The sequence below is a fragment of the Aquitalea sp. ASV11 genome, assembly GCF_016429185.1.
Taxonomy (GTDB): domain Bacteria; phylum Pseudomonadota; class Gammaproteobacteria; order Burkholderiales; family Chromobacteriaceae; genus Aquitalea; species Aquitalea pelogenes.
The window spans coordinates 1-17,168 of sequence record NZ_JAELUD010000055.1 but is presented as its reverse complement, the minus strand read 5'-3'; the positions used below and the strand labels follow the sequence as shown (position 1 = coordinate 17,168).

Annotated in this window: 13 protein-coding genes; 9 read left to right on the top strand and 4 right to left on the bottom strand. The window is 55.8% G+C overall.

What is annotated here, in order from left to right:
* Positions 1-35: 35 nt before the first annotated feature.
* On the bottom strand, positions 36-3,995 hold the full coding sequence (gene purL / locus JHD62_RS15885) for a phosphoribosylformylglycinamidine synthase (RefSeq protein WP_199103731.1): 3,960 nt from the start codon (positions 3,993-3,995) through the stop codon (positions 36-38).
* A gap of 147 nt (positions 3,996-4,142) precedes the next feature.
* Between purL and JHD62_RS15880 the strand changes: the two genes are divergently transcribed.
* A complete protein-coding gene (locus tag JHD62_RS15880) occupies positions 4,143-4,481 on the top strand; it encodes a P-II family nitrogen regulator (protein WP_045846995.1) in 339 nt (112 codons plus the stop codon).
* Between the two features lie 88 nt (positions 4,482-4,569).
* On the opposite strand, the gene JHD62_RS15875 is transcribed toward JHD62_RS15880, so the two are convergent.
* Positions 4,570-5,361, bottom strand: coding sequence for an outer membrane protein assembly factor BamD (locus tag JHD62_RS15875; protein ID WP_178973519.1), 792 nt, complete (start codon positions 5,359-5,361; stop codon positions 4,570-4,572).
* Here JHD62_RS15875 and rluD point away from each other — a divergent pair.
* The 7 genes from rluD (at position 5,360) to JHD62_RS15840 (ending at position 14,725) form a co-directional block, all read left to right on the top strand.
* Complete coding sequence (gene rluD / locus JHD62_RS15870) at positions 5,360-6,463, top strand: 23S rRNA pseudouridine(1911/1915/1917) synthase RluD (RefSeq protein WP_199103730.1); 1,104 nt, start codon at positions 5,360-5,362, stop codon at positions 6,461-6,463. The genes JHD62_RS15875 and rluD overlap by 2 nt on opposite strands.
* A complete protein-coding gene (pgeF, locus tag JHD62_RS15865; RefSeq protein ID WP_199103729.1) occupies positions 6,450-7,205 on the top strand; it encodes a peptidoglycan editing factor PgeF in 756 nt (251 codons plus the stop codon). The genes rluD and pgeF overlap by 14 nt, the downstream gene beginning before the upstream one ends.
* Before the next feature lie 473 nt (positions 7,206-7,678).
* The gene (locus JHD62_RS15860; RefSeq protein ID WP_131359961.1) at positions 7,679-10,552 is read left to right on the top strand and encodes a ribonucleoside-diphosphate reductase subunit alpha; all 2,874 of its coding nucleotides are present in this window, start codon (positions 7,679-7,681) and stop codon (positions 10,550-10,552) included.
* Positions 10,553-10,837: 285 nt separating this feature from the next.
* Positions 10,838-11,230 (top strand): hypothetical protein, encoded by a 393-nt coding sequence (locus JHD62_RS15855; protein WP_199103728.1) that lies wholly within the window; start codon positions 10,838-10,840, stop codon positions 11,228-11,230.
* 72 nt (positions 11,231-11,302) lie between these two features.
* Positions 11,303-11,575 (top strand): hypothetical protein, encoded by a 273-nt coding sequence (locus JHD62_RS15850; RefSeq protein WP_199103727.1) that lies wholly within the window; start codon positions 11,303-11,305, stop codon positions 11,573-11,575.
* Positions 11,576-11,593: 18 nt separating this feature from the next.
* Entirely contained in the window at positions 11,594-12,673 is a 1,080-nt protein-coding gene (locus tag JHD62_RS15845) for a ribonucleotide-diphosphate reductase subunit beta (protein ID WP_199103726.1), read from the top strand.
* A 75-nt stretch (positions 12,674-12,748) separates the two neighbouring features.
* Positions 12,749-14,725 (top strand): DUF262 domain-containing protein, encoded by a 1,977-nt coding sequence (locus tag JHD62_RS15840; protein WP_199103725.1) that lies wholly within the window; start codon positions 12,749-12,751, stop codon positions 14,723-14,725.
* 310 nt (positions 14,726-15,035) lie between these two features.
* On the opposite strand, the gene JHD62_RS15835 is transcribed toward JHD62_RS15840, so the two are convergent.
* Complete coding sequence (locus JHD62_RS15835) at positions 15,036-15,356, bottom strand: type II toxin-antitoxin system PemK/MazF family toxin (protein ID WP_199103724.1); 321 nt, start codon at positions 15,354-15,356, stop codon at positions 15,036-15,038.
* Positions 15,350-15,598 (bottom strand): growth regulator, encoded by a 249-nt coding sequence (locus JHD62_RS15830; protein WP_199103723.1) that lies wholly within the window; start codon positions 15,596-15,598, stop codon positions 15,350-15,352. The genes JHD62_RS15835 and JHD62_RS15830 overlap by 7 nt, the downstream gene beginning before the upstream one ends.
* A gap of 822 nt (positions 15,599-16,420) precedes the next feature.
* Here JHD62_RS15830 and JHD62_RS15825 point away from each other — a divergent pair.
* The gene (locus JHD62_RS15825) at positions 16,421-17,059 is read left to right on the top strand and encodes a hypothetical protein (protein ID WP_199103722.1); all 639 of its coding nucleotides are present in this window, start codon (positions 16,421-16,423) and stop codon (positions 17,057-17,059) included.
* The last annotated feature ends 109 nt before the right edge of the window (positions 17,060-17,168 follow it).

The following is a 17,168-nucleotide window of genomic DNA, read 5'->3' as shown; positions in this document are numbered from 1 at the left end:
GAGACACGAGACCCCGCAGTTTTTGTCAGCGGCGCTTAGCCCACCCAGCGACGTGCCGAGGCAAACATGCGGAACCAGGCACCGTTCTCGCCCCAGCTTTCCGGATGCCAGCTGTTCTGCACGGTGCGGAACACGCGTTCCGGGTGCGGCATCATGATAGTGAAGCGGCCATCGGCGGTGGTGACACCGGTAATGCCTGCCGGCGAACCGTTCGGGTTCAGCGGGTATGTTTCGGTCGGCTTGCCGCTGAAGTCCACATAACGCAGCGCGGTGATCACGTCGTCCTGTGCACCCGGGGCAAACACGGCACGGCCTTCACCGTGGCTGACCACTACCGGCAGCTGGCTACCTACCATGTCGGCCAGGAAGATGGATGGCGATTCGGTGACTTCCACCATGGTGAAGCGGGCTTCGAACTGCTCGGACGCATTGCGCTGGAACTTCGGCCAGTGCTGGGCACCCGGAATGATGCCGGACAGATTGGACATCATCTGGCAACCGTTGCACACGCCCAGTGCGAAGGTATCAGCACGCTGGAAGAAGGCTTCAAACTGCTCGCGGGCACGCGGGTTGAACAGCACGCTCTTGGCCCAGCCTTCACCGGCACCCAGCACGTCGCCGTAGCTGAAGCCACCGCAAGCAGCCAGGCCCTTGAAGTCGGCCAGCGACACGCGACCGCTGATGATGTCGCTCATGTGCACGTCAACTGCCTGGAAACCGGCACGGTCGAATGCAGCAGCCATTTCCAGCTGGCCGTTCACACCCTGCTCACGCAGGATGGCCATGCGCGGACGCGCGCCAGTGGCAATGAACGGTGCGGCCGGGTTTTCTTCGGTATCAAACGACAGCTTGGCAAACAGGCCTTGCGACTGGGTGTCGGACAGCAGCAGGTGCTCGCTGTCGGCGCAGGCCGGATTGTCACGCATGCGTTGCAGGCGATAACTGGTTTCGCTCCAGGCCTTGTGCAGGTCCACACGGCTTTCGTTGAACAGCTCTTCGCCGTGATGATTGATGATCAGGCGGTCCTTGCTGTTGATCTTGCCCAGCACGAACAGCTCGCGGCCAATACCTGCAGCCATGAAGCGGGAAATCACTTCGGCGGTATGCGACTTCTTCACCTGCAGCACGGCGCCCAGTTCTTCATTGAACAGCACACGCATGATGCGGCCATGTGCTGCGGCTTCCGGGGTGGGCTGTACAAAATCGTCGATCAGGCGCTGGGTGTTCTTGCGCTCGATCACCAGCTCTTGCAGGTCTACCGTCAGGCCCACGTGACCGGCAAACATCATTTCCGCCAGCGTGGCGAACAGGCCGCCATCGGCACGGTCGTGATAGGCCAGCAGCATGTCGTCACGCAGCAGGGTTTGCACGGTATTGAAGAAGGAAGCCAGCTGGGCCGGGCTTTCCACGTCCGGCGCACGGCCTTCCATGGCTTTCCATACCTGACCATAAATGGAGCCACCCAGTCGGCAGCGGCCATAGCCCAGGTCCACCAGGATGATGTCGGTGTCTTTTTCGTTGCGCAGCTGCGGGGTAACCGTCTTGCGCACGTCCTCCACCGGGGAGAAAGCAGTGACGATCAGCGAAACCGGTGCAGTCACCGACTTCTTCTCGCCGTTTTCTTCCCATACCGTCTTCATCGACAGCGAGTCCTTGCCCACCGGAATGCTGACGCCCAGGTCCTGACTCAGTTTCGATACTGCTTCCACGGTTTCGTACAGGCGGGCATCTTCACCCGGATGACCGGCAGCAGCCATCCAGTTGGCGGACAGCTTGATGTTGCCGATGTGGCTGACAAAGCTGGCGGCAATATTGGTGAGCGATTCACCAATGGCCATGCGACCGGAAGCGGCAGCGTTGAACAAGGCAGTCGGCGTGCGCTCGCCCATGGCCATGGCTTCGCCACGGTAGCTGTTGAAACCCATGGTGGTGACGGCAACGTCGGCCACCGGCACCTGCCACGGGCCAACCATCTGGTCGCGCGCGGTCATGCCGCCCACCGAGCGGTCACCGATGGTGATCAGGAAAGACTTGTCAGCAACCGCCGGGTTACGCAGCACACGGTAGGCGGTTTCCTTCAGCGGGAAGCGCGAAGCGTCGAACACGCGGAATTCCAGCGGCACGGTCTTCACGTCGCGGGTCATGCGCGGCGGCTTGCCCAGCAACACTTCCAGCGGCATATCCACCGGGTTGTTGTTGAAGTGATCGTCGCGCACTTGCAGGTGGCCATCATCGGTAGCCACACCCAGTACGGCAAACGGACAGCGCTCGCGTTCGCAAATGGCGGTAAAGCGGTCCAGGTCCTGCGGCAGGATGGCCAGCACGTAACGCTCTTGCGATTCGTTGGACCAGATCTGCATCGGGGTCATGCCCTTTTCTTCCAGATGCACCTTGCGCAGGTGGAAGATGGCACCGCGGCCGGCGTCGTTCACCAGTTCCGGGAAGGCATTGGACAGGCCACCGGCACCCACGTCGTGAATGGACACGATAGGGTTGTTGGCACCGTACTGCCAGCAGCGGTCGATCACTTCCTGACAGCGGCGTTCGATTTCCGGGTTGCCGCGCTGTACCGAGTCGAAGTCCAGGTTTTCGCTGTTGGCACCGGTATCCATGGAGGACGCCGCGCCACCGCCCAGACCGATCAGCAGGCTGGGGCCACCCAGCTGGATCAGCAAGGCGCCTTCCGGAATTTCATTCTTGTGGATCTGTTGCTGCTGAATGCTGCCCAGGCCACCGGCAATCATGATGGGCTTGTGGTAGCCGCGCATTTCGCCGTCGACAACTTCTTCAAAGGTACGGAAGTAGCCGGTCAGGTTGGGGCGGCCGAATTCGTTATTGAAGGCAGCGCCGCCAATCGGGCCGTCCAGCATGATTTGCAGGGCGGAGGCAATGCGACCCGGGCGGCCGTATTCGGCCTTGTCTTCGCTGTACACTTCCCACGGCTGCACAAAGCCCGGAATGTTCAGGTTCGACACGGTAAAGCCGGTCAGGCCAGCCTTGGGGCGCGAACCGCGACCGGTTGCGCCTTCGTCACGGATTTCACCACCGGAGCCGGTGGAAGCACCCGGGAACGGGGAAATGGCGGTCGGGTGGTTGTGGGTTTCCACCTTCATCAGGATGTCGGTCGGTTCGGTGGTGAAACCGTACTCGGCCGTTTCCGGTGCCGGGTAGAAGCGGTCGATGAATGCGCCTTCAATCACCGAGGCATTATCCTTGTAGGCCACCAGCGTGCCTTCCGGATGTGCGTCATGCGTGTCACGAATCATGCGGAACAAGGACTTGCCCTGCTCTACGCCGTCGATCACGAACTGCGCATTGAAAATCTTGTGACGGCAATGTTCCGAGTTGGCCTGGGCAAACATCATCAGTTCAACGTCGGTGGGATTGCGGCCCATGCGGGTGAAGTTTTCCACCAGGTAGACGATTTCGTCTTCGGACAGCGCCAGGCCCAGCGAGCGGTTGGCGGCTTCCAGTGCGGCACGGCCACCGGCCAGGATATCCACGCTGGTCAGCGGCTGCGGGTCCATGTGGACGAACAGCTTGTCGGCATCATCCAGCGAGCCCAGCACGGTTTCGGTCATGCGATCGTGCAAGAGGCCCGCCAGAACCTGACGAGCCTCTTCACTTAAAGATACACCGGCGGTGCTTACCCAGTAAGCGGTGCCGCGCTCGATCCGCAGCACTTGTTCCAGCCCGCAATGGCGGGCAATATCGGTAGCCTTGGAGGCCCAGGGGGACAGCGTACCCAGTCGTGGCGTCACCAGGAACAATTCGCCCTGCGGCGCTTCGGCGTAAGGCGCCTCGCCGTAGTTGAGCAACTTGCCCAGAATGCCTTGCTGTTCGGTCGAGAGTTCGCTTTCGCTCTCGGCAAAATGCCAGAATTCGGCTTTCAGGCTGATCTCGGGCAAACCGGCCTCTTGGGCGGCAGCGAGAAGTTTTTCAAGACGAAACTGGGACAGGGCAGCACCGCCCCGCAGCTTGAGAATGGTCGACATGCAACACTCGCGACAAGTATCAGGAAAGCGCGTCATAATACAGCAAAACAGGCCGTACATTAAGGCCATTCTGCGGCGAATGTCGGGCTATCAATCGTCCACAGCGCATTTACGGAACAATAAAGTCACCGCAAGGAGCACCTGAGCATGAAAAAAATCGAAGCCGTGATCAAACCCTTCAAACTGGATGAAGTACGTGAGGCCCTGTCAGACCTTGGCATCAACGGCCTGACCGTCACCGAAGTCAAGGGTTTTGGCCGCCAGAAAGGCCATACCGAACTGTATCGCGGTGCCGAATACGTGGTGGATTTCCTGCCCAAGGTCAAAGTGGAAGTGATTCTGGCGGATGATCTGGTAGACCGCGCCATCGAAGCCATCGTGGCAGCCGCCCGTACCGGCAAGATTGGTGACGGCAAGATTTTTGTCACTGCCGTCGAGCAAGTGGTGCGTATCCGTACCGGCGAAACCAACGAAGACGCGATTTGATCAGCCCGCGCCATCCCGCCCACCCGGATGGCAGGCAAACAAAAAGGCCGCAAACGCGGCCTTTTTTGCATGCTGCATCAGGAATGGCTTACTTCCATACCTTCCACCACGGCATTTCTTCCACCTGCCACGGCTGGGTCAGATAGGCACTCTTGGGGTAGTTCAGCGCCAGCACGCGCTTGGCATCGTCTCCCAGCTTGGTCATGCCCAGCTTGTCGTAAGCCACCGACATCAGCGCCAGTGCTTCTTCCGGATACTTGGTGTTGGAATACTCCTTCACCACGTTCTGCGCACGGTTGGCAGCCGCCAGGTAAGCGCCGCGCTTCATGTAGTAACGCGCCACGTGCATTTCGCCACCACCCAGCGCATCCACCAGACGGTTCATCTTTTCCAGCGCATCCGCACTATACTTGCTGTTCGGGAAGCGCGTGGTCAGCTCGCGGAAGGCAAGGAAGGATTCGCGGGCGGCTTTCGGGTCGCGCTCGCTCATGTCCTGGCCAGCCCACTTCGACAGCATGCCCTGGTCGTCGTTGTAGTAGACCAAACCCTTCAGGTAGTACACGTAGTCCACATTCGGGTGGGCCGGGTGCAGCTTGATGAATCGGTCGGCGGCAGCGACAGCCAGCTCGGGTTCGTTATCCTTGTAGTGGGTGTAGGCCAGGTCCATTTCGGCCTGCTGGGCATAGCGACCATAGGGGTAGCGCGCTTCCAGCGTTTCGTACAGCTTGACAGCACGGGTATAATTACCGCTGTTCAGTTCATCCCGAGCTTCCGAGTAGAGCTTTTCCACGGTCCAGCCGCGCGTTTCGTCGTAGGTTTCCGTGGTTGCACAACCGGCAAGCCCCATCACCAACATTGCTGCTACAACGTATCTTTTCATGACCGATCCTTACTATGACTCGGAGGATTATAGCGATATCTCGGAAAACGAGGTATCTGCAAGTCAACAGCTGGAGGTTCCGCTATCCATGGGTAGCGAACGCCTCGATGCAGCTCTTGCCAAACTCCTCCCCGATTACTCCCGCAGCCGCCTGACCCAATGGATCAAGGATGGCCATGTACTGGTGGACGGCAAAGTCGTCCCCCCGAAAACCAGGCTGCTGGGTGGCGAAAAGCTGGACGTTACCATTGTTCAGTCAAATGAAGAAATGGCTTACCAGGCGGAAGCCATGGATTTGCCCATTATTTACGAAGACGACCACATCCTGGTGGTGAACAAACCGGCCGGTCTGGTGGTGCATCCGGCCAGCGGCAACTGGACCGGCACCCTGCTCAACGGCCTGCTGCACCACTGCCCCGCGCTCGCCCATGTGCCGCGCGCCGGCATTGTGCACCGGCTGGACAAGGACACCTCCGGCCTGATGGTGGTGGCCAAGACCGTTCCCGCACAAACCGAACTGGTCCGCCAGCTGCAAGCACGCACGGTAAAGCGCATTTACCGCGCCATTGCCGATGGCGTGGTGCCGTTTGACGGCACCATCAGCACCCAGATTGGCCGCGACCCGCACAACCGCCTGAAAATGGCGGTGCTGAAGTTTGGCGGCAAGCCTGCCATTACCCATGTGCGCGTGCTGGAACGCTTCGACAGCCATTCCTATATCGAATGCAAGCTGGAAACCGGCCGCACCCACCAGATTCGCGTGCACATGCGTGAAGCCCGCCACCCTCTGGCCGGTGACGCCGTATACGGCAACCCGCGCCACAAAATGGACGACTACGTGGCCGACGCGGTCAAGCTGCTGGCCCGTCAGGCCTTGCACGCTTACAAGCTGGCGCTGGTACACCCGGCCACTGGGGAAGAGCGCAGCTGGCAAGCCCCCATCCCGGATGACTTCATGCACCTGCTCAACACCCTGCGCGGCGAAGGCGGCGAACGGCTGGAACAGGCCGTCCCGGGTGATGAAGGCGACGAAGAAGACTGGGACGACGAGGATGATGAAGACGACGATGGCGACATCGAGGTGATTTATGTCCGTGACTGACGCTGCCAGCCCGTGGATCAAGGCCGACTGGCCCGCCCCGGCCAATGTGCACACTCTCATCACCACCCGTCAGGGTGGCCACAGCCTGCAGCCGTTCAACAGCTTCAATCTGGGCAGCCATGTCGGGGATGATGCCGACGCCGTGGCCGCCAACCGCGAACTGCTGCGCAGCCACCTGCCGGACGAACCGGCCTGGCTGAACCAGGTGCACGGCACCCATGTGGTGAATGCCGCCGAAACAGGCGACACCCTGCAGGATGCCGATGCGAGCTACAGCACCACGCCCGGCAAGGTATGCGTGGTGATGACGGCAGACTGCCTGCCGGTATTGCTGTGCAATGACGCCGGCAGCGTGGTGGCGGCAGCGCATGCCGGCTGGCGCGGCCTGTGCGATGGCGTGCTGGAAGCCAGCGTGGCCGCCACCGGCGTGGAAGCCTCCAGCCTGATGGCCTGGCTGGGCCCGGCCATCGGCCCGGATGCGTTTGAAGTAGGCGCCGAAGTCCGCGCTGCCTTCATGGCGCAGGACCCGGCAGCCGAGCACGCCTTTGAAGCCATTGGCGAAGACAAATACCTGGCCGACATCTACCTGCTGGCACGCCAGCGACTGGCCGCGCTGGGTATTGACCGGGTATACGGTGGGGATTTCTGCACCGTCATCGACCGCGAGCGTTTTTTCTCCTATCGCCGCGACAAGATCACCGGCCGCATGGCCAGCCTGATCTGGCTGCAAGCGCAAGACTGAGCAAGCAACCACCCCCAACGGCAGCCCGCCCCGCGCTGGCTGCCGTTTTTTCATGCCATCTTGCTGGCAGGCAATGCAGAAAAAGATGAAACGTCATCAATTTTTCATGCCAAAGGCGTAGCGCCTCCGCAACACAGGGCCGACACCATATCTTGTGGTAAATCTGCAGCAGCACCCAGATGCTTGTCTTTACTGGGTTTCTTGCCAACGGCAAAAGCCGACACCCAAGGCTCAAAAATTTCCTATACCGCTGCAAGCCTTATCTGGCGCGGATTTCACATTTTCTGATGCACTGTCAAGACTTGCCCATACCGCAACAGACCACTAGAATTTGGGCCAACTTAGCAGTACAAACATACATATTGTGTTTATTCACAACGAACACACAGCTTTTCAACAGACTTGTCCACAGCCCTGCCCGGCCTGCCCGGCAGCCGCAGCGCGAAGGACGCAAACCACCCAAAGAGGGCTCCATGCAACTGACCACCTTTGAAGGGCAAACCGCCGCCGAACTCGGCCGTGCCGCCGCCCCCCAGGCCGACTTCAGCCACTACAAGACCATTCGTCGCAATGGTGCCGTAGTGGCATTCGAGCCGGTCAAGATCTCCATCGCCATGACCAAGGCATTCCTGGCTGTGATGGGGCATCAAGGCGCCACCTCCGCCAGCATTCGTGACAAGGTTGCCCAGCTGACCGAACTGGTGGTCAACGCCCTGATGCGCCGCAAGCCTGAAGGCGGTGCCATTCATATCGAGGACATCCAGGACCAGGTAGAACTGAGCCTGATGCGCTTTGGCGAACACGACGTGGCCCGCGCCTACGTGCTGTACCGCGAACAGCGCTCGCAAGAACGCGCCGCCCGTGGCGAAGCGCTGACCCAGATCCAGATCAACGTCATCCGCAAGGATGGCCGCAAGCAGCCGCTGGACATTGCCCGCCTGCGCGCCGGCATCGAATCCGCCGCCCAGGGCCTGGCCGGTATCGACATCGACGCCATCCTGTCCGAAACCCTGAAGAACATCTACGACGGCGTATCGCTGGACGAAGTGAACAAGTCCGCCATTCTGGCCGCCCGTTCCATGATCGAACAGGACCCGGCCTACGACTACGTCACCGCCCGCCTGCTGCTGGACAGCATCCGTCTGGAAATCATGGATGAATCGGTAAGCCAGGAAGAAATGGCCGAGCGCTATGCCGAGTACTTCCCGCAATTCATCAAGAAGGGCATTCAGGCCGAACTGCTGGACGAAAAACTGGCCGAGTTCGACCTGAAAAAACTGGGTGCCGCCCTGGACGCCAAGCGCGACCTGAAATTCGGCTACCTGGGCCTGCAAACCCTGTTCGACCGCTACTTCCTGCACATTGACGGCACCCGCATCGAAATGCCGCAGGCCTTCTATATGCGCGTCGCCATGGGCCTGGCACTGAACGAAGTGAACCGCGAAGCCCGCGCCATCGAGTTTTACAACGTGCTGTCCAGCTTCGACTTCATGTCGTCCACCCCCACGCTGTTCAACTCCGGCACCCGTCGCAGCCAGCTGTCCAGTTGCTACCTGACTACCATTGCCGACGACCTGGACGGCATTTACGAAGGCCTGAAGGAAAACGCCCTGCTGTCCAAATTTGCCGGCGGCTTGGGCAACGACTGGACCCCGGTCCGCGCCATGGGCTCCCATATCAAGGGCACCAACGGCAAGTCGCAAGGTATTGTTCCCTTCCTGAAAGTGGTGAACGACACCGCCGTGGCCGTGAACCAGGGTGGCAAGCGCAAGGGCGCGGTATGTGCCTACCTGGAAACCTGGCACGCCGACGTGGAAGAGTTCCTGGAACTGCGCAAGAACACCGGTGACGACCGCCGCCGCACCCACGACATGAACACCGCCAACTGGATTCCGGACCTGTTCATGAAGCGTGTGATGGAAGGCGCGGAATGGAGCCTGTTCTCCCCGTCCGAAACCCCGGACCTGCACGACCTGTACGGTGCCGCCTTCGAAAAACGCTACCAGCACTACGAAGCCATGGGCGAACGTGGCGAGCTGAAAGTGTACAAGCGCATTCCGGCCCTCAGCCTGTGGCGCAAGATGCTGACCATGCTGTTTGAAACCGGCCACCCGTGGGTTACCTTCAAGGACCCGTGCAACATCCGCAGCCCGCAACAGCACATGGGCGTGGTACACAGCTCCAACCTGTGCACCGAAATCACCCTGAACACCAACGACGACGAAATCGCCGTGTGCAACCTGGGCTCGGTCAACCTGGCCGCCCACATGGGTGCCGATGGCAAACTGGACGCCGAGAAGCTGCAACGCACCATCCGCATCGCCCTGCGCATGCTGGACAACGTGATCGACATCAACTTCTACCCGGTGAAGAAGGCACGCAACTCCAACCTGAAGCACCGTCCGGTGGGCATGGGCATCATGGGCTTCCAGGACTGCCTGCACATGAAGCGTGTACCGTACGCCTCGCAGGAAGCCGTGGAATTTGCCGACGAATCCATGGAAATGGTGGCCTACTACGCCTACTGGGCAGGCACCGAACTGGCCGAAGAACGAGGCCGCTACCCGTCGTACAAGGGCAGCCTGTGGGACCGTGGCCTGCTGCCGCAAGACAGCATCAACCTGCTGGCAGCCGAACGCGGCGGCTATCTGGAAATGGACCGCACCGAACGCCTGGACTGGAACGCCCTGCGTGAACGCATCAAGCAACACGGCATGCGCAACTCCAACACCCTGGCCATCGCCCCGACTGCCACCATCGCCAACATCATTGGCGTGTCTGCCAGCATCGAGCCGACCTACCAGAACCTGTTTGTGAAATCCAACCTGTCCGGCGAATTCACCGTCACCAACGAATACCTGGTGCGCGACCTGAAAAAAGCCGGCCTGTGGGACGAAGTGATGGTTGCCGACCTCAAGTACTTCGATGGCAGCCTGGGCCGCATCGACCGCATTCCGGCCGAGCTGAAAGCCATTTACGCCACTGCCTTCGAAATCGACCCGAAATGGCTGGTGGAAGCGGCATCGCGCCGTCAGAAATGGATTGACCAGGCCCAGTCGCTCAACCTGTACATGGCTGGCGCATCCGGCAAGAAACTGGACGACCTGTACAAGCTGGCGTGGATTCGTGGCGTGAAAACCACCTACTACCTGCGCACCCTGGCAGCCTCCAGCGCCGAGAAATCCACCGGTCGCGGTGGTGAGCTCAACGCCGTAGCCAGCGGCCTGAACCCGGCCTACAACGCCGCCGCCGAACAAAGCGCCCCGGTCGCCGAAGTGGACAACACCCCGGCCACCGACGCCAAGTTCTGCAGCATTGACAATCCAGACTGCGAAGCTTGCCAGTAAGGCAAGCAAGCAGGATGGATTGATGCGAAGCAACAATCCGGATGACACCGGAGCAAAGCGACGGTGTCCAGCCCGCAGGGCGTGCGAAGCTTGCCAGTAAGGCAAGCAAGCAGGATGGATTGACGCGAAGCAAACTGGCCGCTCACCCGGCCAACCCATTTCCAAACCGCTTGTCCGCAGGCGGTTTCAGAATGGGGAAGTGTAAAAGCAAACAAGATGGCAGCCAGCCCGCGGCCAGCCATCATCTGAGCCAAGCCCACAAGGCCTTAACAATCAGAGATGCCCATGACACTTCAGGAATTTTTCAAACAATACAGCCAGGCCTATTCGGCACTGGATGCAAAAGCCGTCTACGCCATGTTCACCCGCCCTTTTGTGGCGGTATTTCATGGCCAGACGGCGGTTTTTGGAGAACGCGATACCGACGCCCTGTACCAGGCCACCGTCGGCATCCTGGATTACTACCGTGACCAGGGCGTCACCAGCGCCAGCTGCTATCTGGCCGAAGTGTTGCCCTTTGGCAGCGACCTGGCCAGCGTGAAAGTGCGCTGGACCGCCAAGCGCGACCAGGCCGAACCGTGGATGTTTACCACCGCCTACCACCTGAAACGGGAAGACGGCCAATGGCGCATCTACGGCGTGGCCCAGTACGAAGAACACAGCCACCCGGCCCACTAAGCCGGACGGGCTTCTCAAGCCGGTTGGCCCACCAGCCGGCTTCGGAAGCAAACCACAACGGGGGACACCGGCATGAGCACCACCCTATTTTGCAGCGCCAGCCGCGCCGCACAGCACCCGGAACAAGACCGCTACCGCAAGCTGGGCCTGGTGCTGGTAGACCTGCCCGAAGCGCTGCGCGAAACGCCAGCCGGCCCCCGTACCGCCATCCGCATCATGCGCCAGAGCGCCATGCAGCTGGAACAAGCACCCGGTCAGCCCGACAGCAGCACCAGCACGCATGCCCTGCCCGGCGCGCAATACCAGATCCAGCCAGCCGCCCCGCAAGGCGTAGCCGGCAAATAAACACGGAGAATGCAAAACATGTTGAGCTTTGACGACACCCCGGTACAAAAACCCAGCGTAGCCCCCACCGACAGCAACAGCGCAGGCCGCGTCAACGCCGTAGACAAGAAAGTCATCAACGGCACCACCGACGTCAACCAGCTGGTACCGTTCAAACACAAATGGGCCTGGGAAAAATACCTGGCCCAATGTGCCAACCACTGGATGCCGCAAGAAGTGAACATGCAGCGCGACATCGAACAATGGAAAACCGGCCAGCTGACCGAAGACGAAATGCGCATCGTCAAGCGCAACCTGGGCTTCTTTGTCACCGCCGACAGCCTGGCCGCCAACAACATCGTGCTGGGCACCTACCGCCAGATCACCAGCCCGGAATGCCGCCAATACCTGCTGCGCCAGGCCTTTGACGAAGCCATCCACACCCACGCCTACCAGTACATCGTGGAAAGCCTGGGCCTGGACGAAGGCGAAGTGTTCAACGCCTACAACGAAATCAAATCCATCCGTGACAAGGATGAATTCCTGATTCCCTTCATCGACGTACTGTGCGACCCGGCCTTCAAGACCGGCACCCTGGAAAACGACCAGAAGCTGCTCAAATCGCTGATCGTGTTTGCCTGCATCATGGAAGGCCTGTTCTTCTACGTCGGCTTCGTGCAAATCCTGGCACTGGGCCGTCAAAACAAGATGACCGGCGCTGCCGAGCAGTACCAGTACATCCTGCGTGACGAATCCAGCCACTGCAATTTCGGTATCGACCTGATCAACACCATCAAGCTGGAAAACCCGCAGCTGTGGACCGAAAGCTTCAAGGCCGAAATCGTCGAGCTGTTCAAGCACGCCGTAGAGCTGGAATACGCCTACGCCGAAGACACCATGCCGCGTGGCGTGCTGGGCCTGAACGCCAGCATGTTCAAGGAATACCTGCGCTTTATCGCCAACCGTCGCATGCAGCAGATTGGTCTGGACCAGTTGTTCCCGGGTGTGAACAACCCCTTCCCGTGGATGAGCGAGATGATTGACTTGAAGAAGGAGAAGAACTTCTTTGAGACCCGCGTGACGGAGTATCAGACTGGCGGGGCGTTGAGCTGGGATTGATTTGACATAAACCATTGACGATTATTAATGACAAAGGCACACTCGCGAGTGTGCCTTTGTCATTTTGGAACCATAATGAAAAGCAATCTCTACACATTATCAAAAGTATTTACTGACCGAATTTTTAGAATTCCAGACTATCAAAGAGGATATGCTTGGAAAGATAGAGAAATTCAAGATTTTTGGAATGATATAATCAACTTACATGATGAAAGGTTTCATTATGCAGGCGTTATAACACTTGAGGAAGTTCCACTAGATATTTATAAACACTGGGCAGACGACTCATGGATAATTAGATCAAAAAGCTACGAGCCTTATTTCGTTGTTGATGGCCAGCAACGATTAACAACATCAATAATATTACTTCAATCCATTATCGACACCCTGGCAGATGACGAAAGTATCAACTACACACCGAAAAATAAAATAATTGATCGATTCATTTTCGAATCAAGAGATGGCGGAATCTCACATTCATTCTTGTTTGGCTACTCAGATGACCTTCATAGCTATGAATTTTTAAAATCAAAGATTTTTGCAGTTTATGGAAAGCAATTATCTGAAAAGGAAGAAACTGTTTACACCGCAAATTTAGAAAATGCGAAAAGGTTTTTTTCAGAAAAGCTCAAGAAGTTAAGCAAAGACGAGATATCAAAAATATATATAAAACTTACTCAAAAACTTTTATTTAACATATATGTCATAAGCGATGATATTGATGTCTGCATGTCATTCGAGACAATGAATAACAGAGGACGCCCTCTGAGCAAACTTGAACTACTAAAAAACAGACTCATATACCTTACAACAAAAATGTTTGACGAAAACAAAGATGACATTGCCAAAGTAAGGAGAACAGTCAATGAAAATTGGAAAATGATTTATCATCAACTCGGGAGAAATAAATCTCAACCGCTCAATGACGATGATTTCTTAATGAGTCATTATTCAATTTATTTTCACGAGAATTTGAAAGTAAAACGAAGCCAAGGATCAGAATTTTACGATCACCGTCGCATATTAACTTATGAAAAATTCCTACTGTCTGATTATTTTATTGAACAAAAATTACACTGCGAATCGCAGTCGGAATCGTTAAGCATTGCAAAAATAAACAAATATGCATCAGACATTGGATTGGCTTCGGAAGCTTGGTTTGGAATACACAATCCAAAATTATGGCCAGAACTAACTCAGCCAGAAGTGAAGCACTTAGAGAGAATAAATAGAATCGGAATTGGCAGCAATGCAGCACTTCTACTTATAGTGTTTCTAAGAGTAAAAAACACTGAACAACGGTTAAAAATACTAGAACTAATCGAGAATTTACTATTTCTATTCTCTCTTAGAATGAGCTCTTATTACTACTACTCATATGCGAACGGGGATTACATACCATCCGACATGGAGGTAATTGCAAAATACATCAACCATAGCATTGATGAAAACGGGTTAATTCAGCACCTAAGTAGCCGAATAGATAGAATAAAAACAGATACTGAATTTATAAAAGACATTATTCAATCATTCAAATCAAGAGGATTCTACGGATGGCAAGGGATAAAATATTTTATGTACGAATATGAAGCCCATCTACAAGAAAAATCAAAACAATTTTCCCCTAAATTTTCATGGGAAGATTTATTTGATAATGATGATGTAAAAACAATTGAGCACATTTATCCCCAAAATGCAAAAAAACAGTACTGGAAAGATAATTTCCCCAAATTCACACCAACTCAACGTGAAAGCCTGAGAAATTCACTTGGCAATTTACTACCAATGCCACAAGGAAAAAACAGCTCTCTCAGCAACAATGACTTTGATTCAAAAATTGACAATGGGAATGGGCTTGGATACAAATATGGATCGCTTTCAGAAATTGAGGTTGCAAATCACAAAGTATGGAATCCAGAAGCAATTCTACAGCGCGGTTTGTCACTACTTTCCTTTATGGAAAAAAGGTGGAGTTTAAAGATAGGTACGCAAGATCAGAAAATTACAATGCTTGGATTATCTTTCCTAAAGAAAGAACAAGTAAATAAATAATACTCAGGGTCATAGCACCCCAGCCCCGTCAAGCATGCTGACGGGTGGCCGGGGCGAGGTCTTAAGCGCCTGCAATGTCTGAGCGATTTGACGTTAGCAAATCGCGAGTTCAGGCGCGCCTCGCGCCGGTCGGGCCCTGTCGGGCAGCCGCAGGCCATGCTTGTGGGGTGGCCTTGGAGGTGAAGGAGGGCTTGGCCAGGCAAGCCCTCTTTCCCGTCCGCCGCGCGGAAGCGGCAACACAGAGCATCATCCGCGCTGCGGATTACCACAGCGCATTACTTCCAATAGCCTTACGCATTACCAGCTACAACTACAAAGCGAACACTTCCTGCAAGGTCTCAAGGGTAGCGGCCAGTGTTGTGCTATTGACCTCCCCCAGCTTCTTCACCAGTCGGATCTTGTCCAGCACTCGAATCTGATCCAGCAATATCAGGCCTTGCTTGCCCTGAAATGTAACCGGTATCCGGTATGGCGCGGGTTTGCTACCAGTGGTCATGGGGGTAACGATGACCGTGCGCAGATAGTCGTGCATCTCTGCCGGTGACACCACCACGCAGGGGCGGGTTTTCCGAATTTCGCTACCGACGGTCGGGTCAAGATTGATTAACCAGACTTCACCGCGCCTTACCATGTCAGCGCCTCATCGCCCTCGTTGCCAAACTCTGGAAGAACCAGCGCGTCGTCTCCGGCCTCTGCCACGGCCTGACTGGCTGCGGCCCAACCCGCCCGGACTTGCTCTTTGGGCTTGGCCAGCATGATGCCTTCTGGCGTAACCGTCATTTCAACTTCACCGTCAAAGCCGAACTGGGTAATCAACGCCTTGGGAATGATGACCCCTTGCGAGTTGCCCATTTTCCTTAGCATGGCTTTCATCACGTTCTCCTTTTTGGTGCGCAGGCACGCTGCTGATTAATGTTATAACTTTGTTATTACATCGGCAAATGCCGCATGTCAACAAATCATGTCGCAGCCAACATTTCTTGCCCCGAAGGGGGCGATCCACCGTACAACGCTGCCGAATAAATCCAATTTTCCCATCGAAAAACCACCGCTCCGACGCCACCCACGGGCCCCGTCAAGCATGCCGATGGGTGGCCGGGGCGAGGTGTTAAGCGCCTGCTTTGTCTGAGCGATTTGACGTTAGCAAATCGCGAGTTCAGGCGCGCCTCGCGCCGGTCGGGCCCTGTCGGGCAGCTGCAGGCCATGCTTGCGGGGTGGCCTTGGAGGTGAAGGAGGGCTTGGCCAGGCAAGCCCTCCTTCCCGTCCGCCGCACGGAAGCGGCAGGAAAATCCATCATCCGCGCAGCGGATTCCTACCTTGTACTTTCCACTGTCCAAATTAGGACCACCGAATAGCAGACTGCCTGTGCTAATTGCGTGATCAGTAAGGTATGTCACAAGAATTCCGTTCAGACAACCCTTCCCATCACCCTCCAGAAATCGATGGAAATACCATCAGCTGTTTCCACTTCGTACAAGCATTCAAATCAGTCAGCATCTTCCATATCACCAATATTTCTTCTTAAGCAGTATTTTCCACGGTTGTAGAACAGGCCTTACAAACCAAAAAATAATCTTGTCATCACAGATTGAGAAGTGAGCAACAACGACCAGGCTACACCTATGGTCAATTGCAATGACGCTCAAGGCCGGGCACCGTATGGCGCATTACTAATAAAGTGCTTAGGAGCTTCTCATGCTGATAAGTCCACCACGATTAAATATTCTTCAAGGCGAAAATGAGAGTTACGAGGAATGGTTAAACCATTTCATGCCATCTACAGCACGAGGGGGATTTCCAATTGGCTCGTATGGGCAATGGCATCTTGGATTGCATCTAAGCAATATCGTTGGCAATAGCCGCACAGGCGAAATTGACATTTGCGCCATTGCTGATGGAATCGTCATGATCAGCCAAAACAGTGGTGACATTCAACCAGATGTTAATGAACATGCTGAACCTGGAGCCACATACAGAAGAGTTGATTCTCGCGGAGTAGTTGTATTACGGCACGAAACTGAAATTGGCGAGGGAGATGAAGGTAAAATTGTTTACTACTCTGTATACCATCACCTTGGAATAATATCTGAAAATGCACAAAAATTAGGAATGCCAATTTATAGAAAAGAGTTGATAGGCTATCCAGGAAGGGTTGGTGCTCAACCTGGCATACACATGGAAATATTTTGCACAGAAGCCAACTTAAAGAAGATAACTGGCAGAACCAGCGGCGACCTGGACTATAGAAACAAAAATGGCCGGATGAATATAATATATGGAGATGTGCACTTCTACATCTGTCTCTTATACACATCTAAAAAAAAAATTTTTTAAAGGAGAAGGGGGGAGAGGGGGGGGTGGGGTGGGGGGGGGGGGGGGGGGGGTGTGTATAAGAGAAAGGGTAAAAAATGTTGGGGGGGTGGTGTAGAGAAAAGGGGGAAGA